Raw genomic sequence first — 19,053 nt, 5'->3', positions numbered from 1 at the left:
GGAACGTTTAAGGTCTAACCTCTTACGCAAGACTTCAATTATTGATTGTAGCTATTTCATTTTCATCGTTTTTATAAAAAAAGATCGACCAAGATCTACGACCTTACCGGAGACAATATGGAATTCGAATACTCAGAACGCTGCAAAACCTTACAGGCTAAGTTGTTACGGTTTATGGATGAACATATTTATCCAAACGAAAAAGCCTATAAAGAAGAAATTGATCGTAACGGATCAGAAAAAGGAAACCGTTGGCTTGCCACTCAAATCATCGAGGACCTAAAGCCAAAGGCCCGCGAACAAGGCTTATGGAACTTGTTTTTGCCCAAATCAGTACGTGCGCCAGAGGGATTGTCGAACCTCGACTATGCGCCTTTGTGTGAAATCATGGGACGTGTGAGTTGGGCGCCAGAAGTGTTCAATTGCTCGGCACCTGATACGGGTAACATGGAAACCATTGAACGTTACGGTACCGAAGAACACAAAAAGCAGTGGCTGGAGCCTTTATTGCGCGGTGAAATTCGCTCCGCGTTTGCGATGACAGAACCCGGAGTTGCTTCTTCTGATGCAACAAATATTGAAACCCGGATCGACCGCGATGGCGACCATTACGTCATTAATGGACACAAATGGTGGATTTCTGGCGCCGGCGATCCGCGCTGCGCTGTCTACATTTTGATGGGTAAAACGGACTTTCATGCCGCTCGTCACTCGCAACAATCGATGATTCTGGTGGATGCTAAAACGCCTGGCATTACCGTCAAACGTCCCCTGCCCGTTTTTGGTTACGATGATGCACCACATGGCCATTGTGAGATTTTATTTGAAAACGTTCGTGTGCCAGCAAGTAATATTTTGCTTGGCGAAGGTCGTGGGTTTGAAATCGCTCAGGGTCGCTTAGGACCTGGTCGTATTCACCACTGCATGCGCGCAATTGGCGTTGCTGAACGCGCTTTAGAGCTCATGTGTAAGCGGTTGAATAGTCGCACGGCCTTTGGTAAGAAAATCTCAGAACAAAGCATCTGGCGTGAGCGCATTGCTGAATCAAGGATTCAAATCGATACAGCGCGGCTGCTGACCCTCAAGGCCGCATATATGATGGACACGGTTGGTAATAAACACGCACAGGCTGAAATTGCGATGATCAAAGTGCTGGCACCGAACGTCACACAGCAAGTGTTAGATTGGGCGATTCAAGCCCATGGCGCGGGTGGGGTGTCGGGTGATTTCCCCTTGGCGGCACAATGGGCAGGCAACCGCACGCTTCGGCTGGCGGATGGACCTGATGAGGTGCATCGGAATGCCATCGCCAAGTTAGAGTTGGCGAAACATATCAGCTTGAATGAAGACCTTGGATTGCCAATTACAAGGTCGTGAAGATAAAAAAACGGTGATTTTTCACCGTTTTTTTATTTCTGCCGATCGGTGTCCACCGTTACAGAGGCTCCTTCGTGGCCTCTTGTGCTGAAATAGCTCGCACAAGTTGTTGTCGCGATGACGATCGTTGCCCCCATGATGCCCCTGACAGAGATTGTCTCTCCTAGCACTAAATAGGCAAGCACCATCCCATAAACTGGCTCCAGTGCCGCGGTCACACTCACTAAACTTGCCGATAGTTGTTTTAAGCTAAATGCAAAGAGACTATGCGACAGCGCAGTAAAGACGATACCCAATATCGCAAGCAACCCCCAACCGCTCACACTGATATGCGTCAGTTCGCCTTGGTAAAGGATAAAGGGCGTTAACACGAGGCAGGCAACGCTGTTTTGTAAAAAGGCAATCTCTACCGCCGACATTGATTGCGATTGCTTTCTGTTTGTTAAGGTCAATAACGCAAACGATAATCCCGATAGCATCCCGACCAGCAGCGCCTGTGGAGATCCATCCTCCCAACGGGTATCGCTCATCATCACAATCAAACCGCTGACGACGAAGATCGCCATGACCATATCTTGCCGCCGTCGACCTTGACCGAATAACCAAGGCTCTAGTAACGCGACAAACACCGGAAATGTAGCGAAGCCCATCAAACCGAAAGCGACAGGTGCATAAGTCAGGGATGCGAAAAAAGTCAGCCAATGCACGGCCAGAAGCGCACCACTCAGAAACAGCTTCATCGTGCTTCCAGGGCGTCGTATCACGTTCCACCGCACAAATGGCAGCAACACCAATGACGCAAACAAGGTGCGGCCAAAGACCAGCGTCAATGCCGTCATCGTGAGATATTTACCTAAGACGCCGGCAGCGCCAAACAACAAGACGGCGAGATGCAGCGCAGCAAAAGAACGCATACGCAATCGCGGTAATCGTGGTGAGGGATAAGAAGTTGTCGTCATTACGCCATAGTAGCCTGAAACATAGCGCTAAAAAAAATTCTATGATGTGAGTAAAGCCTGCAAAATAATCAAAATCTCTGCATAATGGGATTCTGTCTTTTTATTCACCTTTTAAAGAGGACGATGATGATCGATGTTTATTCCTGGCCGACACCTAATGGCCACAAAGTTCACATTATGCTCGAAGAGTGTGGTCTGGATTATCGCGCGATTCCCATTGATATCGGCGCGGGTGATCAATTCAGTTCTGAATTTCTGTCGATTTCCCCAAACAATAAAATTCCAGCCATCGTGGATTCGGATGGTCCCGATGGTCAACCGATTTCTTTATTTGAGTCAGGCGCGATTCTGGTTTATTTAGCCGGAAAAACGGGCTTATTCCTCGGCAACTCAGATCGCGATAAATTCAATACACTGCAGTGGTTGATGTTTCAAATGGGCGGTGTTGGTCCGATGCTTGGTCAGGCGCACCACTTTCGGATTTATGCGCCGACGAAGATCGACTACGCCTACGATCGCTATACGAATGAAGCCAAGCGCCTCTACGGCGTGATTGATCGTCAGCTTGCAAAGACAGCGTACCTCGCTGGTGATGAATACACGATTGCTGATATCGCGACATTCCCATGGACGCGTTCTTTTGCAAACCAAGGCATTGATTGGGCAGATTTTCCCCACGCGAAGCGTTGGTTCGATGAAATCAGTGCCCGGCCCGCCGTGGAACGTGGCGTGAAAGTCCTAGCGGATTTGCGCAAGCCACTGACAGACGATAAAGCCAAAAGTAATCTATTCGGCAATAATCAATATCAAAAAAGGTAAGTGGCGTACCCTAGGGCTGTGCGCGTATGAATCGATGAAACGCGCCAGCCTTGTTTGTGACGGATTTTCATCAACATCTGACAGAGAACTTTATGCGCCGACCTCTCAAGCGAAATCGATTAAAACTGGCGGCAGAAAGTCAACGACTGGTTAATTTATCCTTAGCAGTCGCACAATCCGCAAGTCGTGTTGAAGACTTGGCATGGCAAGAAAAATTAGATGGCTACGTAGCAAAAAACCTGAAACAGCATCACCAAGAAATTCTCGATGCGGCTGCTGAGAACCTGTTTGCGGCACACCCTAACGGGTATGAAGTGTTGGTCGAAACCTTAGAGACGATCAGCACCTCCGCCACATTTGACGTGCAGGGCCAGCAGTATTTTGCGCTGTTGCTCGCGGCACCGATTCTCGCGTGGACGCGATTTGAAATTGCCTCTGGCACCATTCCAAGCGATATTCTCGTCTCATTGACGGCGCAGTTAGCAACGAATTTACTTGCAAACGAAGCGCAATTGCGCCTTCTGCCAAGTTTATATTCGATTGATCAATTACCGCGCAACCATTGCGAGACGTTTGCATTGCTTGAACGGCAAGCCTTAGCGATGATCAAAAACAATCCTCCCCCGATCGAAGCAGAACGGGCACAAACAGTCCCATTTTTAGCGGATATCCGGTATTTGCTTGGTGTGGTGGTTGTGCCGGTTCATGCACCGCTCTTTCAGTGGCAAACGCTTGAGGCCCCCTACGACTGTACCAAATCCAAAAACGCATCCCTGGAGGAATGGCAGCGTCAAGCGTCGCCACTGCTGAAAAATTTGCTACCCGGTTGTGGCATCGATCTGCTATTGCCGGAGGCTTACTACACAGCGTGTCGCGAGGCGGATATCAAAATTCGTCCAGCCTCTATCCGATCAGCAGTCTTTTATTTGACGCAAACGCTTGGCAAAGAGCCAGCCGAACTAGAAGTGGTCATTGCGGCGTGTGGTGTGCAGGAGACTCCCGGGCAAATCGATGAATTTAGAATTAGTTTCTGCCTCGTTGATATGCCAGAAGTCATCTATGGCGTGGTGTGGCCACTGTATCAGGCCGAAGACCAGCTTGCCGCCATGGGGATGGATGATAACGGCAAAATCAACGGAGACATCCCCGACGTCCTGACAGAGTGCGGTATCTCCAACATCATGCCATTGGAGGAGATTTTCGCGATGGAGTTCTGTGATGACTGCGGCACGCCACTGTTTGCAGACCGCGAAGCAGAACTAGTACATACAGAAATGCCAGAGGATGCCCCTACCCCAGGGACAGCACATTTCCATTAATGCGTCCTCAAAGAGTCCTTCGTTAAGTCTCGTTCATCTTCATGTGTAGAAGATAACGAGACTTTTTGTTGGCAGCCTCGCATCAACATGACAGATGAATCTCCCCTAAATTAAAATCCGTTGTACAATAGTTTTGAACGGTCGTGCTTTTTTGTTTTACCCTTGTAAGAAACAAACAATAACAAGCAGGAATGATGTCGTTACCTCGCAGTGTTTCTCGCAAGTTGCCATCTCGGTGGCATTTATTTCAGGAGACAATATGGATTTAAACTACACAGCGGAAGATCTGGCATTCCGCGATCACGTACGTAACTACCTCGAAACACACCTCCCCGCCGATCTGCAACACAAGGTGCGCAACCACAAACGCTTAGCCCGTGAAGAATACGTGCGTTGGCACAAAATTCTGGCAAAACAAGGATGGGTAGCGACCGGATGGCCGACGGAGTACGGCGGCACTGGATGGACACCGACCCAACGTCATATCTTTGAAGAAGAATGTGCACGCGCTGGCACACCACCGATTTTGCCATTTGGCGTAAATATGGTGGCGCCCGTGATTATGGCGTTCGGTAATCAAGCGCAAAAAGACTATTACCTGCCCCGTATCTTGAATTGCGACGACTGGTGGTGCCAAGGGTACTCTGAACCAGGCTCTGGTTCCGATCTCGCTTCCCTTAAAACTCGTGCGGAACGCGAGGGTGACTATTACATCGTCAATGGTCAAAAAACGTGGACAACCCTGGCGCAGCATGCAGATATGATCTTCTGCTTAGTGCGTACCGATCCGAATGCGCGCAAACAAGAAGGCATTTCTTTTTTACTGATCGATATGAAGACGCCGGGCATCACGGTACGTCCTATTATCATGCTCGATGAAGACCATGAAGTGAACGAAGTATTCTTCGATAACGTCAAGGTGCCAGTGCAGAATTTGATCGGTGAAGAAAACAAAGGCTGGACCTATGCGAAATATCTTTTAGGTCACGAGCGCACGAATATCGCTGCTGTTGGGCGCGCTAAACGGGAGCTCTTATTCTTAAAACGTATTGCTGGCGAACACCAAAAAAATGGGAAGCCTTTGATTGACGATCCTGTGTTCGCCAATAAAGTCGCTAGTCTTGAGATTGAACTCATGGCCTTAGAAATCACTGTCCTTCGCGTTATTTCGCAAGACAGCGGTCGTCCAGGTCCAGAAGCATCTTTGCTTAAAATTAAAGGGACTGAAATCCAACAACGTCTCACCGAGTTGATGCTCGAAGCGGTGGGGCCTTATGGTTTGCCTTTTGATCCCGCATTCCTTGAAGGTGAAACTGATCAAAGTCTTGTTAATGATGACGATGCCGCACCACTCGCGTCGTACTACTTCAACTACCGTAAAACATCCATTTATGGTGGTTCAAACGAGATTCAGAAAAATATCATCACCCAAATGATCTTAGGACTGTGAGGACACGGCAATGGACTTTAATTTAACGCAAGAACAACAACAATTCGCTGAAGCTATCCGCCGCTGGGCAGAGAAAGATTACGGCTTTGAGCAGCGCAAGCACATTATTTCTTCTGCCGAAGGCGTTTCCAAAAAAGCGTGGTCTGAATTAGTTGAGCTCGGTGCGACTGCCCTCCCCATCCCCGAAGATCAAGGCGGATTTAATGGATCTGCCGTTGATATGATGGTGGTGATGCAAGAGCTTGGGCGTGGTTTGATCGTGGAGCCATATTTTGCAACCGTCCTTGGTGCTGAATTCTTGAAGAAATCAAAAGCACATTTCGACGTGCTGGAGCAGATCGCTTCAGGTGAAAAGCAATTAGCCGTGGCGCTCAGTGAGAAACAATCTCGCCATGACCTCTTCGATATCACCACGACAGCAACGCCACATCACGATGGGTTTGTGATCAACGGAACAAAAACAGTCGTTCTCCACGGTGCGCAAGCCGATATGTTGATTGTGTCTGCGAGATCAAGCGGTAATCAACGCGATAAATCTGGCATTCATTTGTTTTTAGTGGATGCCTCAAGTGATGGCATTCACCGTACCGACTACCGAACCATCGACGGCTATCGCGCAGCAGATATTCGATTTGATGAGGTGCAGGTAAGCCGCATCTATCAACTCGGCAACGAAAGCAATGGTTGGGATCTTTTAGATGCAACTGCTGATTACGGCGTATCGTTACTGTGCTCCGAAGCGATTGGACTCATGGAGGCGATTACGGCCGCAACTCTCGATTACTTGAAGACACGCCAACAGTTCGGTGTGCCCATCGGGAAATTTCAGGTCTTGCAACATCGCATGGCAGAAATGTTCATGGAAATGGAACAAGCGCGCTCCATGGCAACGCTCGCTGCGGTGAAGGTGGCCTCTGAGGACACGGAAGAAAGAAGGCGCACTCTGTCCGCTGCAAAAGCACGTATTGGACAAGCTGCCAAGTATATCGGTCAACAAGCGGTACAACTGCATGGTGGTATGGGCGTTACCAACGAGCTTCCGGTGGCACATATGTTCAAACGTCTGACGATGATTGAGCTATCGTTTGGTGACACCGATCATCATTTAGCCCGTTTTGTCTCACAACCTGATTTCAAAGTCAGCGCATAACACTTCTATGTAATCCCGGCCCGCTTCAGAAACGCGCCGGGATTTTTTCTGATTGGAGATGGTCATGACAGATAAAAAATTTACTTGGTACTTTGAAGATTTCGTTCCTGGTCAAATCATCGAGCTGGGTCAACGTACGGTGACTGAAGAAGAAATCATCGCATTTGCAACGCAATTTGATCCGCAATCATTTCATATTGATAAAGAAGCAGCAAAAAATTCCATCTTTGGGAACGTGATCGCCAGTGGATGGCATACATGCAGCATGATCATGCGCTTGGTCGTTGATGGATTTCTTGCAGACTCATCCAGCATGGGCTCACCAGGCTTGGACGAAGTGCGCTGGTTGTTACCTGTTCGACCTGGTGACACCCTCACCGTCACTGCAGAGACAACAGGAAGTAAGCCGTCCACTTCTAAACCTGACCGCGGGGTGATCAACACGTTGTGGAAGGCCGTTAATCAACACGGTCAAGTCGTCTGCACTATCCACGGCATGGGTATGTTCGGCCGCCGACCACAAGCCTAAGGAGAGATCATGCGTGAAATTCATAGTGTCGATGAACTGAAAGCCTTGATAGGTCAGCACGTCGCATCATCAGACTGGATTCAGATCAGTCAAGAACGCGTCAATATGTTCGCTGAAGCCACTGGTGATCATCAATGGATTCATATCGATGTCGAGCGTGCAAACAAAGAATCTCCTTTTGGGGCTCCGATTGCGCATGGTTTTCTCACGCTGTCGTTGTTGCCAGCATTAATGCAGAAGGCCATGCACCTGACTTACGTCAAAATGGGCGTCAATTATGGCCTCAATAAGGTGAGATTTCCGGCACCGGTGCCTGTTGGAAGCCGTTTGCGTGCACATATTAAACTTCTCAATGTCGAAGATATCAAAGATGGCGCCCAAATGACGTGGGAAGTCAGCATTGAACGTGAAGGAACCGATAAACCGGTCTGCGTTGCTGAATCTGTTTCTCGTTGTTATTAATTCCGACAACACCCCCCCCCGCATCAACAACGCACACATCATTCGCCAAGGTATAGCGACCACCCAGCTCGCTATACCAACTTTCCCCCTCCACAGTTGTATTGTTGGCGAGATGCTGTTGCACCGTCTCTTGTGAAGTTCCCCTTTTGGCTGATACACTGAAAATCGCAGGACACTATATACTTCGGCAGCGTTAATTTGTTGCGAAAAACCCATTTTTAAACCCATCGCACATTTTTCGCAAAAGTAAAAAGCGTTCAATCACATCTTTGATGAAGAGTTGATTGTTGAATGCTTCGTTTTTCATTCATTAAAATGACAACTATGACGACCTCCTCAGCTCAACCCAGCTCTAAACTAGCCACTGTTTTGCGTGTGACCAGCGGCAACTTCATGGAAATGTTTGATTTTTTCCTGTTTGGTTTCTACGCCACTTATATTTCGAAAGCATTCTTCCCTGCTGGTGACGAGTTCGCGTCGCTGATGCTGACGTTCATGACCTTTGGCGCAGGATTTTTGATGCGTCCTTTGGGAGCGATTTTTTTAGGTGCCTATGTTGACCGCGTTGGTCGCCGCCAAGGTTTGATTGTTACGCTGGCGCTGATGGCATTGGGTACAATCCTTATTGCGTGTGTACCTGGGTTCAATACGATTGGCTACCTCGCACCCTTCTTGGTGTTGCTGGGTCGATTATTGCAAGGATTTTCTGCCGGTGTCGAGCTGGGCGGTGTATCGGTGTATCTCGCCGAAATGGCGACGCCTGGTCGCAAGGGATTTTATGTGAGTTGGCAGTCAGCGAGTCAGCAAGTCGCGATTATATTCGCTGCAGCCATTGGTTACACCCTCAATAAGATGTTACCGACAGAAGAAGTTGCTCAATGGGGCTGGCGTATTCCGTTTTTTATCGGTTGCATGATTGTTCCAGTGCTGTTCGTGATTCGTCGCTCTTTACAAGAGACTGAAGAATTCATGCAGCGCAAACACCGACCCAACGCACGCGAAATTTTCCAATCCATGTTAAAAAACTGGGGCTTGGTCATTTGCGGCATGTTGCTGGTTTCTATGACGACGGTTTCGTTTTACCTTATCACCGTCTACACACCAACTTTCGGTAAAAGCGTCCTTAAATTAACAACGACAGATAGTTTGATCGTGACGCTCTGTGTTGGTGTTTCGAACTTCATCTGGCTCCCGATCATGGGTAGTCTCTCCGATAAAATCGGTCGTAAACCGCTGTTAATTGCCTTTACTACCCTCACGATCTTAACTGCTTACCCAGTGGTGAGTTGGCTGACTGGTAGCCCTTCATTTGAAAAAATGCTGATCGCTGAATTATGGCTTTCCTTCTTGTACGCAAGCTACAACGGCGCGATGGTTGTTGCGTTAACAGAAGTTATGCCAGTGGAGGTGAGAACGGCAGGATTTTCGTTGGCATATAGTCTCGCTACTGCCATTTTTGGTGGGTTCACTCCGGCAATTGCGACTTGGTTAATTGAAGTCACAAGCGACAAAGCAGCTCCTGGCTTGTGGATGTCGTTTGCCGCAGTATGTGGATTGGTTGCGACGCTGATTTTATATCGCAAAGCTGCGCATCGTGGTGTGAACGCAGCTTAATTCAAGACCTTCCTTATTCAGCGAATTCGAGAATAAAAAAAGAGATCTGCTTCTTTGAATAAAGACAGATCTCATTTTTGTTAACAGTGTATTGCTGTGTTGGGGGTCACCAATCCTTAAACGGATGCGCCAGTAAATTGGCATTGGCATACCGCCGATCATGGCTGACATCCTCGCCAAGCCACTCCGGATGATCGAATAGAAACTCCTCGGAAGGTAATTCGATTTCTGCTACCACCAAGCCAGCATTAACCCCTAAAAATTCATCGATCTCCCACGTTAAATCCCCCATTGGTAAGCGATAACGCGTTTTTTCGATTAAAGGTTGCTGACATACCGTTTCTAATAATTCTTGCGCTTCGGTCAATGGAATCGAATAATTCCACTCGCCACAAGTCAGCCCTATTGAAAGTCCTTTGATCGTTAAGGTCGCGGTGTCACCCTCGATCCGCACCCGGACAATTTTTCCAGGGGTTGAACTGATATAACCCTGTTTTAAATAGCTGCCGGTCGCCGCTGTTTTCCAGTCGTTATTTCGTACCAAGAATTTTCGTTCGATTTCGACGCCCATCGTTTTTCCTTTGTCCGTTTTTGCAGCAAGTATGCGTGAGCGGACAGAAAGTTTCAATCTGATCTAACAAGGTAACGATAGCAATAAAAAAGGGTGCTGATAGGCTCAGCACCCCGACATGCATCACTAGCACCACATACATCGCAGAAGTCACCTTGATACTCAGTGAGCATCAAGGCCGATCACCTTTACTTGTTAGTGGAGGCGATTAGCGATGTCAGAATAGGTTGAAGCATCGCCTCACCTAATTTTGCACTCCGTGCACCATTCCAACCTACTTCGGCATCTGGCAGGTTATCGTTATCTTTAAACGGCAGTTCCAATGTCAACGATACGCACTTGAATGTATGTCCGATATACTTAGACGCTAATTTCAAGACGTCTTCATTGTATTTTGAAGCAGCATAACCAATTTTGGTCTGGAAATCAGGGCTCGCCGCACAGAAACTATCCACAAAAATCTGTTGTTCCTTCGCTTGCTGCTCAGTGAAACCTTCCAACATTTCGCTGCCCGCCACAAACACGTATGGTAAGGCTTCATCGCCGTGAATATCGAGGAACAAATCACAGCCCGTTTCGTGAATTTTATTTTTCACGTGGAAAACTTCTGGGCTCGTCTCTAAGGACGGCGTCATCCATTCGCGGTTCAAGTTAGCGCCAGCGGCATTAGTTCTTAAATTGCCACGATATGCGCCGTCTGGATTCATATTAGGGACGATGTACAACACAGCGTGGTCAAGAATGCGACGTGCGATAGGGTTGGATGGATCTAACAATGCATCGAGCACGCCTTCCACCAACCACTCTGCCATCGTCTCACCGGGGTGTTGACGGGCAATAATCCACACTTTTTTCTCTGCATCGGGATCCCCTACCACGACCATATTTAAATCTCGGCCGTCGACGGTATTACCAAGATCAACAACACGCGCTAATGGTGAATGTTCGACACTTCCCAACAACGCCAGATGGCGCTCCCAGCTATACGGCTCAAAATAAGCGTAATACACACTATCGCACTCTGGCGTATGGCGAATCGTCATGACTTCGCCATCAAATTCAGTATCAACGCGGAACCAGGTTTCACGGTCATAGCTCGCTACCGCACGGTAATTTTCCCATCCTTTTGCGTACGTTGCCTTACCAGCGTTCAGAATGCGCATCACAGCTTGCTGTCCACGTGCACCCTGCAAACGGAAATAAAACCACTGCCAGATATCTGCATGCGAATCCTTACGCAAATTCAGCGTGATCTCCCCCGCCTGCTCTGCGTTCACAACGTCGATGGCGCCAGCATCGAAATTTTGGCTAATTTTAATTGTCATAATATCCAATAATATGTTTTACACGCGTACGTTACCGACTATTTAGGGCCGGATGGTCAACCCAGTTCATCTATTCACGATCACTTCAGATCTGTATTTTCACCGTTTTCGATGAAATATGAAAATATTTTAGTCACATTTTCCCAAATAAAATCAATATTTTTTTTCAGATAAGGCATCTCCGTACGCCATCAACCGGCAGGCATGGTAAAAATGGCTTTTATGCACTATAATTATTGGCTCGTCGGGGCGTAGCGCAGCCTGGTAGCGTACATGCATGGGGTGCATGGGGTCGTGTGTTCGAATCACACCGTCCCGACCAATAAAATCAAAGACTTAGGCCAATCAGTAGATTGGCCTTTTTGCTTATTGGCGGATTTACCCCAACATTTACCCTTGCAGTTTTCTGTATCAGCATTTCCCCCTCAGCGTTCTTCTGGCTCGCACATTAAACAACGCAAATTCCAAGTTTCTTCTTTACTTGAGAGAAATTCGCCATGCCACTACTAACCATTCGCGTCGTCATCATCTGCGCTGGCGGGTGATCACGTGCTACATGCGAGGATTCAAAGTATGTATGTCAGAATCTTTCGCAACCCAGATCCGTTGAGAATTGAATAGATCAAGCACGACGTACCTCCAATCGATTTACATGGTGAATTGACTTACGAATATTTATTGCAAAGAATGCATCTTTATTGATACTCTATTGCATCATTTCCTTCTTCACTCGATATGGCAGCTCAACATGTCGACATGAACATTCTAAGCCACTCTTCGATAAGACCTCCTATGCGTATATTCTTGAAAAAGTACCTCCTCAAATTGTTTGGTAGAAAGGAACTTGTTGAGCACGAAACCTACTATCACATTCCAAGGGAATCCATTGGTGGTATTTTTAGCTTACTTCTCGATGGCTTGGTGTACGACCGCGATTGGCAAATCGTAGAGGGATTTGAATCGAATTATCAGGAGCGCATTGATAACATAAATAAAATGACGAGTGCCCCTGTTACGCGAGTGATGCATCTTAACTGCGGTAAGCACGGTTGTATTTGGGTGATGAGTGACGGCACTAGCATCAATATGACCGACCTATAATTGACGTTAATTTCGCCGACGATGATGTGCATGCAGTGGCGCTCGCAGCAATGAACGCCAAGAGCTACATTGGCACGTAAATCGCTGCAAGCTATACAGTAATGAAACTTGATTGTTAGACCAAGGCTTACGAGTGTCGGGCGAAACTGAGCATACCTTTCACACAGAAAGTCATACAACGCCTCGCCTTGGTCTGCTGTCCTATTCCATATTAGTGTTAGTGATAACAAGATCTTTCTTGCGGTTTAATGACGCCCTATCATTTCGCCCGATACTGCTTGGTGTAGCTTGAAGTCGATGTACAACTGCACTTGCCATTTTTTTCGTATTACCTGCTTTTGGCGTCGTCTCCCAAGTCTGATCCACTCTAAATGAATCGACCAAGGTTCCAAGCGCAATTGCTTGTTCATTGAGTGCCTGAGAGGCGGCAGCGGCCTCTTCAACTAATGCTGCATTTTGTTGTGTTGCATCATCCATTTGAGTAATTGCTTGGTGGATTTGATTGATGCCTGCTGTTTGCTCTTGGCTGGCGGCTGTAATTTCAGTGATAACGTCGGAGACTTTACGAACGCTCACAACAACGTCATTAATGGTTTGTCCTGCAGCATCGACCATCTTCGTACCGACGGCTACTTTTTCTACAGTGTCTGAAATCAGCGTCTTGATTTCCTTTGCGGCTGTCGCACTACGCTGTGCTAAGTTACGGACTTCGCTTGCGACCACGGCAAAACCACGTCCTTGTTCGCCAGCACGAGCCGCTTCTACGGCGGCGTTCAGTGCCAAAATATTGGTTTGAAACGCAATGCCGTCAATGACGCTAATGATGTCGACGATTTTTTTCGACGACTCGCTGATGGCACTCATTGTTTCGATCACGTCGCCCACGATTAATCCACCTTTAACAGCGACATCAGAGGCAGACGTTGCTAGTTGATTGGCTTGGCGAGCGTTGTCTGCATTTTGTTTTACTGTCGATGTGAGTTCTTCCATCGAGGCAGCCGTTTCTTCGATCGCACTTGCCTGCGATTCCGAGCGAGATGATAGATCCATGTTCCCTGCCGAGATTTCTCCGGCGGCTGTGGAAATTGTTTCAGCGCCCTGTTTTACTTTCGTCACAATTTCAGCAAGTTTGTCTCGCATGGTTTTGATTGCGATGATGAGGCTATCTTCTTTCGCTTTTTTGGCGTCGATGTGAACTGTTAAGTTGCCTGTCGCAATTTGTGCTGCAATGTCGTTCGCATCAAGTGGTTCAACGCCAAGTTGACCGAGAATAGAACGGGTAATCAGCGAGGCCAAAGCGATAGACAATAAAATCGCGGTCATCGAAAATATAAGAATAAGCCGGCGCGAATTGCTGTAGGCGTCAGCTGCTGCAATTTCATCGAGATGATTTAACTCGCGTTGCAATTTGATGAAGTCATGGATATTGTTTTGCCAGATTGCAGTGGCTGGATTGGCTTCTTTCAATAAGTAGTCGACACTATTTTCTCTGTCTGTTTTTACCATCTCGAGAAATTTATTATTTTTTGGCCTTGTCTCGTCTCTATTCTTGTTAATTTCGGTCATAAAGTCCTGACCTTTTTTATCCAAGGGCATCTTTTGCAGTTCACCGGATGCTTTATCGTATTCTTGTCGCGCTAAGGCAATTTTTGCGTATTCACGGTCATACGTCGCTTGATCGCTAATCAATGCTAACGAGCGAATCACACGCGAGATGACGTGGATTGAATTTGACATATCCTCCAGTAAAACCATCTTCACGGCATTTTCTTCCGTTACATGTTGAAGCCGATCGTTTGACTCTGCCATGCCGTAGAGGCCACATGCTGCTGTCATTACAAGAAAAACCAGCATGACGATATATCCCGTAAGTATTCTCGTTCTTACCGTCAGGTTCGACATATTCATAGTGTGCACCAGTTAAGTTAGGGTTAATTCGGCTTTTATTACTGACACACAGTACAGAGCGCGTCTCTACTTACAGATCCTACTGAGAAGTTTATTTCGTTATCCCGCTCGATCCATTTAGTGTTTTATTTAAATACATTGCTTGGTCGGCTTCTTCGATTAAAGCGTCTATATTGGCGTGCTTAACAGGGTCAAAAGCAGCGATACCAAAAGAAAAATCAACGTTGTACGTTAGTCCAAGTTGGATCGTGCTTTCTTTGAGCGAGTGTTTGAAGCGCTGGATGAGATCTTGAACTTCGTCGGGCTTGATGTTCGTTAAAAGTACAACAAACTCGTCCCCTCCTAATCTCGCGAAGATATCTGAGCTTCTGAATGATTGCCGCATTTTGTCGGCAAATAAAATGAGAACGTTGTCGCCTTCTTTGTGACCATACGTGTCATTGATATGCTTAAATTTATTTAAGTCGAGAAAAACGAGGCTAGCAGGGAGCAGTTGGCGTCTGCAAATCTCAAGGCTGTATTTCGACAACAGGAAGAAGCCTCTCCTATTTGATATCCTTGTCATTTCATCGATCAGGGATAACTGTATCGCAATCAATTCGCGCTCAACAATGCTCGCCAAATCGGTCAGCATCTCAATATCTTCGCGAGTTAATTGACGTGGCTCGGAGTCCATCACGCACAGCGTTCCTAGAGCCTCACCATTGGGCGCTCTTAAAGGATGGCCAGCATAAAATCGGATATACGGCTCTCCGACGACGAAAGGATTATTTTGAAAATTAGGATCTGTTTTTGCATCTTCAATAATGTAGGTGTTACGCTGCAGAATAGCCTGAGAACAAAATGATCCCTTTCGGTCGGCCTCTCTGATCGACAGACCATCACACGATTTGAACCATTGCCGGCTTTCGTCGACCAAACTCACCAAAGCGATCGGAACCCCAAAAATACGTCTTGCCATCCGCGTTATGCGATCAAATCGCTCTTCTGGCGGGGTGTCGAGGATCTCTAAGCTCCGCAGAGCCAAAAGACGTCCGGCCTCATTTGCTGGCGTTTCCAATACAGTCATCTTATTCCCCTAAGATTGCGATTACTGCATAAATGATCCGATGGCTTTTAATGCGCTTTTCTTTCAATCAAAGCATGTGGACTTTCGAAGAGAAATGGCTTTGATCGTGCTATATCGTCTATATCGTCATTAAAGCTGGACAACCAAGCGCAATGGTCGAATGGTTCTCTCCACGAGGCGTGTAACAAAGACGCAAACATTTTGTTCAGCGTACAAGAAGCTTAATACAAATTCTATAAAATTTCAGGCGTCGTCCAAAAAAGACTGGGAGTGATCTGTTAGTGAAGGTGAGACTGGTTGACATGGGGGCTATCGCCCACCCTTTTCATGCCAATGCGAAGCACCTAGTAATATGACATGAAGCTGCTGAACGAAATTTTCTTCCATTTCAGCTTCGAGCAAAGGTTGGCCTGGAGGGAGGTCGAGGATATCGGTCGCGGCCGCGAGCATCGTCATGACAATGAGTCCGCATACCATCTGTAGGCGTGGTGTGGGCAGATCGTTGTATTGCCCAATGGCGCGCATATCTTGTGCCATTTCGTTTGTAAAGTGCGTGACATCAGTCCGAATGGCCAAACGGAGTATCCTGCTACCTCCAGCACGTTCCGAGGCGATAAATTGGAATTGCAGCCGGTTTGCTTTGACGTAGTCGAGGTAGACGCGCACAGAACGGCGCAGCATCGAACCACGGGAGGGATCGATTTGACGGGCCTCTCGTAGCAAACGTCTGAGGGTGATGCCAGTTTCGACGACAAGCTCTAAGCCTAATTCGTCCGTATTTCGGAAATGGCGATAAAACGCATTTGGTACGACGCCAGCTTGACGAGCGATTTCGCGCAATCCCAGGCTCGTAAAGCTACGACCTTCACCAACGAGCGTCATTGCTGCCTGCAACAACGCCTTGCGAGTGCCTGTTTTTCTTTCAGTCCGGCCTGTCGTTTCTTCGATTTCGAGCTGACTCATGGAATCCTTGTGTACATGTGTATCATTATTTTACACCCTGATTTTATGCTATCACGCACTGATTGAGGGGTTAATGACATTTTTCGTTACACTACACTTGACTTGATGTGTACAAGTGTACACAATATGATTCGTTTTTATTATTTGCGATACCATGACCATTAGAGCCTCCCTGGCGCGCTTCGCGGATATGCTTGCTTACCCCTTGCGGCATTCGCATTATGTTGAGCTTGTGAATCCGCTGTGGACTACTCATGCATTGATGGCGCGTGTTGAAGATGTGCGCGCAGAAACGGTAGACTGTTCCACCCTCACCCTCCGTCCCGGTACTAACTGGCGCACCCATCGTGCTGGACAGTTTGTACGTCTGGGCGTGGCCATCGGCGGCCAGCGGCACACCAGAACCTATTCCATTTCTTCAGCGCCTGGTCGCGAGGATGGCTGTATTACAGTCACAGTGAAAGCAGTCCCAGGTGGTCGTGTATCTGAACATTTAATTCGGCAAGTACAAGTGGGACAATACCTCCCACTTGGCGAACCACAAGGAGAGTTCGTTCTGCCAGAATCAATGCCGGTGCACCCGTTATTTATCACTGGCGGCAGTGGTATCACTCCGATTATGAGTATGCTGCGTAACTATGCGCAGGAATACGAAGTGATTCCGGATACAGTACACATTCATTACGCTCCCCATCAGCGCGATGTCATTTTTGGCCAAGAGCTAGACACACTCGTTGCTACACAGAAGCATTACCAGCTTTCTCGCTATTACACGCAAACGGGTGCATCTCATTTCAACATTGAGCAATTGGAAGCATCTTGCCCTGACTGGCGTGAGCGTGAGGTGTGGGTTTGCGGCCCAACTGGTCTCATCGAAGCAGTTGAAGCGCACTGGGCCAAAGCAGGTCTGGCGGATAAGCTGCATGTAGAGCGTTTTCATGCGCCGATTGCAAAAACCTCCGATGCAGCAACACCCGGTCGCGTTATTTTTAAGAAAAGTGCCGCCGAGGCATCTTCCGATGGCATCAATACCCTGCTACGTATCGCGGAGGATATCGGCCTCAATCCTAAACATGGTTGTCGCATGGGGATCTGCCACGGCTGCGACACCAAACTAGTGAGTGGCTGTGTGCGTGACATGCGTAATGGGACCCTCATTGCTGAACCGGGCGACACCGTACAGGTGTGTGTCTGTAGCGCCGTCGGCGACGTCGAACTCGCACTGTAATTATTGATCGAAAATTCTATGCCTATTCCATCACATCTTACTCCTTCTGATATTGACGCCTTTGGCGCTGAAATTGAAGCTATTCGCAATGAAGTTATGGCTGACCGCGGCGAGCGCGATGCACGGTATGTGAGACGTTTACTGAAAGTTCACCGTTGGCTGGAAATAAGCGGCCGACTGGGTATCTACGCCAGTCTGGCATTCCTTCCACGGTGGGGTCATGCCCTGGCGAGCTGGTCAATGTTCTGGCCAGTCATGATCCTTGGCATCTTGATGTTGGGTTCCGCAAAGATTCTCGAAAATATGGAGATTGGACACAACATCCTGCACGCTCAATGGGATTGGCTACGCGATCCAGATATTCAATCGAACACTTGGGAATGGGATCACGTTTGCCCATCCGACCAGTGGAAGCATGCGCACAATGTGAAGCACCATACGTGGACAAACGTGCTCGGCAAAGATGCTGACGTCGCGGGTTATGGCTTGTTGCGCTTATTTTCAGGTCAACGTTGGAAACCATTTAATCTTGGGAATCCATTGTGGGCGCTGTTATTGGCTATTTTCTTTGAATGGGGCATCGCTATTCAAGAGCTGGAATTGGGGCGTGTCATTCAGGGGAGAATGAAATGGTCGTCGTTGCGCCCAATGTGGCTGCGCACACGTGCCAAGATCCTGCGACAAGCACGTAAAGATTATTTGTTATTCCCAGTACTGGCCGGCCCCTTCTTTTTTTATGTTGCCGGTGCGAACGCCATAGCCAATATCGTGCGTAATTTATGGACGTATCTGATTATTTTCTGCGGGCACTTCCCAATGGATGTGCACGTGTTTACGAAAGCAGATGTTGAGAACGAAACACGCGCACATTGGTATGTTCGTCAATTACTCGGCTCATGCAATATTAAAGGGGGTTCGTTATTTCATATCATGAGCGGTAACCTGAGCCACCAAATCGAGCACCATCTGTTTCCTGACATGCCAAGCAATCGCTACGGCGAAGTTGCACCGCGTGTGCGTGCGTTGTGCGAAAAATACCGTCTCCCCTACAACACTGGCTCGCTCACGCGCCAATTCGGCACGACGGTGTTGCGCATCATTCGCATGAGCTTCCCTGGCTACAGCCCTTACTTGGATAGCGCACCACCGAAGCGTGTACAGCCGATTCGTAGCAGTACGGATAAGCCTGCTTCTATCTGATAATTTTCA

Annotated in this window: 17 protein-coding genes and 1 tRNA gene; 12 read left to right on the top strand and 6 right to left on the bottom strand. The window is 47.8% G+C overall.

Features of this window, described 5'->3' with window-relative positions:
* Positions 1-117 precede the first annotated feature (117 nt).
* On the top strand, positions 118-1,377 hold the full coding sequence (locus ACO0K2_RS09740) for an acyl-CoA dehydrogenase family protein (protein ID WP_423018157.1): 1,260 nt from the start codon (positions 118-120) through the stop codon (positions 1,375-1,377).
* Between the two features lie 32 nt (positions 1,378-1,409).
* Here ACO0K2_RS09740 and ACO0K2_RS09735 read toward each other — a convergent pair whose 3' ends face one another.
* The gene (locus tag ACO0K2_RS09735) at positions 1,410-2,336 is read right to left on the bottom strand and encodes a DMT family transporter (protein ID WP_423018155.1); all 927 of its coding nucleotides are present in this window, start codon (positions 2,334-2,336) and stop codon (positions 1,410-1,412) included.
* 126 nt (positions 2,337-2,462) lie between these two features.
* On the opposite strand from ACO0K2_RS09735, the gene ACO0K2_RS09730 reads away from it, so the two are divergent.
* The 7 genes from ACO0K2_RS09730 to ACO0K2_RS09700 all read left to right on the top strand — a co-directional run bounded on the left by ACO0K2_RS09730 (position 2,463) and on the right by ACO0K2_RS09700 (position 9,679).
* Positions 2,463-3,155, top strand: a complete 693-nt coding sequence (locus ACO0K2_RS09730) for a glutathione binding-like protein (protein WP_423018491.1) — start codon at positions 2,463-2,465, stop codon at positions 3,153-3,155.
* A 92-nt stretch (positions 3,156-3,247) separates the two neighbouring features.
* Positions 3,248-4,474 carry a DUF2863 family protein gene (locus ACO0K2_RS09725; RefSeq protein WP_423018154.1) on the top strand — a complete coding sequence of 409 codons (1,227 nt, stop codon included), beginning with the start codon at positions 3,248-3,250 and terminating at the stop codon, positions 4,472-4,474.
* A gap of 259 nt (positions 4,475-4,733) precedes the next feature.
* Positions 4,734-5,924: an acyl-CoA dehydrogenase family protein gene (locus ACO0K2_RS09720; protein WP_423018152.1), complete on the top strand. Its 1,191-nt coding sequence runs from the start codon at positions 4,734-4,736 to the stop codon at positions 5,922-5,924.
* Between the two features lie 10 nt (positions 5,925-5,934).
* On the top strand, positions 5,935-7,074 hold the full coding sequence (locus ACO0K2_RS09715) for an acyl-CoA dehydrogenase family protein (RefSeq protein WP_423018150.1): 1,140 nt from the start codon (positions 5,935-5,937) through the stop codon (positions 7,072-7,074).
* 64 nt (positions 7,075-7,138) lie between these two features.
* Positions 7,139-7,603 (top strand): MaoC family dehydratase, encoded by a 465-nt coding sequence (locus ACO0K2_RS09710; RefSeq protein ID WP_423018148.1) that lies wholly within the window; start codon positions 7,139-7,141, stop codon positions 7,601-7,603.
* Between the two features lie 9 nt (positions 7,604-7,612).
* Positions 7,613-8,065, top strand: coding sequence for a MaoC family dehydratase (locus ACO0K2_RS09705; protein WP_423018146.1), 453 nt, complete (start codon positions 7,613-7,615; stop codon positions 8,063-8,065).
* A 324-nt stretch (positions 8,066-8,389) separates the two neighbouring features.
* Positions 8,390-9,679, top strand: coding sequence for an MFS transporter (locus ACO0K2_RS09700; RefSeq protein WP_423018144.1), 1,290 nt, complete (start codon positions 8,390-8,392; stop codon positions 9,677-9,679).
* Positions 9,680-9,785: 106 nt separating this feature from the next.
* Here ACO0K2_RS09700 and ACO0K2_RS09695 read toward each other — a convergent pair whose 3' ends face one another.
* Both ACO0K2_RS09695 and ACO0K2_RS09690 read right to left on the bottom strand, forming a co-directional pair.
* On the bottom strand, positions 9,786-10,250 hold the full coding sequence (locus ACO0K2_RS09695) for a CYTH domain-containing protein (RefSeq protein WP_423018142.1): 465 nt from the start codon (positions 10,248-10,250) through the stop codon (positions 9,786-9,788).
* Positions 10,251-10,438: 188 nt separating this feature from the next.
* Positions 10,439-11,575 carry a M14 family metallopeptidase gene (locus ACO0K2_RS09690; RefSeq protein ID WP_423018140.1) on the bottom strand — a complete coding sequence of 379 codons (1,137 nt, stop codon included), beginning with the start codon at positions 11,573-11,575 and terminating at the stop codon, positions 10,439-10,441.
* A gap of 245 nt (positions 11,576-11,820) precedes the next feature.
* Between ACO0K2_RS09690 and ACO0K2_RS09685 the strand changes: the two genes are divergently transcribed.
* A tRNA-Pro gene (locus tag ACO0K2_RS09685) sits at positions 11,821-11,897 on the top strand.
* 470 nt (positions 11,898-12,367) lie between these two features.
* Positions 12,368-12,676 (top strand): hypothetical protein, encoded by a 309-nt coding sequence (locus tag ACO0K2_RS09680; RefSeq protein ID WP_423018138.1) that lies wholly within the window; start codon positions 12,368-12,370, stop codon positions 12,674-12,676.
* 201 nt (positions 12,677-12,877) lie between these two features.
* Here ACO0K2_RS09680 and ACO0K2_RS09675 read toward each other — a convergent pair whose 3' ends face one another.
* From ACO0K2_RS09675 to fabR, 3 genes are all read right to left on the bottom strand, one after another.
* The gene (locus ACO0K2_RS09675) at positions 12,878-14,578 is read right to left on the bottom strand and encodes a methyl-accepting chemotaxis protein (protein ID WP_423018489.1); all 1,701 of its coding nucleotides are present in this window, start codon (positions 14,576-14,578) and stop codon (positions 12,878-12,880) included.
* A gap of 97 nt (positions 14,579-14,675) precedes the next feature.
* Entirely contained in the window at positions 14,676-15,653 is a 978-nt protein-coding gene (locus tag ACO0K2_RS09670; protein WP_423018136.1) for a sensor domain-containing diguanylate cyclase, read from the bottom strand.
* A 309-nt stretch (positions 15,654-15,962) separates the two neighbouring features.
* Positions 15,963-16,616, bottom strand: coding sequence for an HTH-type transcriptional repressor FabR (fabR, locus tag ACO0K2_RS09665; RefSeq protein ID WP_423018134.1), 654 nt, complete (start codon positions 16,614-16,616; stop codon positions 15,963-15,965).
* Positions 16,617-16,770: 154 nt separating this feature from the next.
* Between fabR and ACO0K2_RS09660 the strand changes: the two genes are divergently transcribed.
* On the top strand, positions 16,771-17,844 hold the full coding sequence (locus ACO0K2_RS09660) for a ferredoxin reductase (RefSeq protein WP_423018133.1): 1,074 nt from the start codon (positions 16,771-16,773) through the stop codon (positions 17,842-17,844).
* Between the two features lie 18 nt (positions 17,845-17,862).
* Positions 17,863-19,044: a fatty acid desaturase family protein gene (locus ACO0K2_RS09655; protein ID WP_423018131.1), complete on the top strand. Its 1,182-nt coding sequence runs from the start codon at positions 17,863-17,865 to the stop codon at positions 19,042-19,044.
* The last annotated feature ends 9 nt before the right edge of the window (positions 19,045-19,053 follow it).

Origin of the sequence: Undibacterium sp. MH2W (genome assembly GCF_049340215.1) — a bacterium.
GTDB lineage: Bacteria > Pseudomonadota > Gammaproteobacteria > Burkholderiales > Burkholderiaceae_D > Undibacterium.
Note: the sequence above shows the minus strand (reverse complement) of the source record. Positions and strands in the feature narration are given on the sequence as shown.

Excerpts from the sequence above, each read along its gene's own strand:
- ACO0K2_RS09700 (WP_423018144.1), top strand. The coding sequence starts at position 8,390 with ATGACGACCTCCTCAGCTCAACCCAGCTCTAAACTAGCCACTGTTTTG.
- ACO0K2_RS09705 (WP_423018146.1), top strand. The coding sequence starts at position 7,613 with ATGCGTGAAATTCATAGTGTCGATGAACTGAAAGCCTTGATAGGTCAG.
- ACO0K2_RS09710 (WP_423018148.1), top strand. The coding sequence starts at position 7,139 with ATGACAGATAAAAAATTTACTTGGTACTTTGAAGATTTCGTTCCTGGT.
- ACO0K2_RS09735 (WP_423018155.1), bottom strand. The coding sequence starts at position 2,336 with ATGACGACAACTTCTTATCCCTCACCACGATTACCGCGATTGCGTATG.
- ACO0K2_RS09725 (WP_423018154.1), top strand. The coding sequence starts at position 3,248 with ATGCGCCGACCTCTCAAGCGAAATCGATTAAAACTGGCGGCAGAAAGT.
- fabR (WP_423018134.1), bottom strand. The coding sequence starts at position 16,616 with ATGAGTCAGCTCGAAATCGAAGAAACGACAGGCCGGACTGAAAGAAAA.
- ACO0K2_RS09655 (WP_423018131.1), top strand. The coding sequence starts at position 17,863 with ATGCCTATTCCATCACATCTTACTCCTTCTGATATTGACGCCTTTGGC.
- ACO0K2_RS09660 (WP_423018133.1), top strand. The coding sequence starts at position 16,771 with ATGACCATTAGAGCCTCCCTGGCGCGCTTCGCGGATATGCTTGCTTAC.
- ACO0K2_RS09690 (WP_423018140.1), bottom strand. The coding sequence starts at position 11,575 with ATGACAATTAAAATTAGCCAAAATTTCGATGCTGGCGCCATCGACGTT.
- ACO0K2_RS09730 (WP_423018491.1), top strand. The coding sequence starts at position 2,463 with ATGATCGATGTTTATTCCTGGCCGACACCTAATGGCCACAAAGTTCAC.
- ACO0K2_RS09670 (WP_423018136.1), bottom strand. The coding sequence starts at position 15,653 with ATGACTGTATTGGAAACGCCAGCAAATGAGGCCGGACGTCTTTTGGCT.
- ACO0K2_RS09740 (WP_423018157.1), top strand. The coding sequence starts at position 118 with ATGGAATTCGAATACTCAGAACGCTGCAAAACCTTACAGGCTAAGTTG.
- ACO0K2_RS09695 (WP_423018142.1), bottom strand. The coding sequence starts at position 10,250 with ATGGGCGTCGAAATCGAACGAAAATTCTTGGTACGAAATAACGACTGG.
- ACO0K2_RS09715 (WP_423018150.1), top strand. The coding sequence starts at position 5,935 with ATGGACTTTAATTTAACGCAAGAACAACAACAATTCGCTGAAGCTATC.
- ACO0K2_RS09720 (WP_423018152.1), top strand. The coding sequence starts at position 4,734 with ATGGATTTAAACTACACAGCGGAAGATCTGGCATTCCGCGATCACGTA.
- ACO0K2_RS09675 (WP_423018489.1), bottom strand. The coding sequence starts at position 14,578 with ATGTCGAACCTGACGGTAAGAACGAGAATACTTACGGGATATATCGTC.
- ACO0K2_RS09680 (WP_423018138.1), top strand. The coding sequence starts at position 12,368 with ATGCGTATATTCTTGAAAAAGTACCTCCTCAAATTGTTTGGTAGAAAG.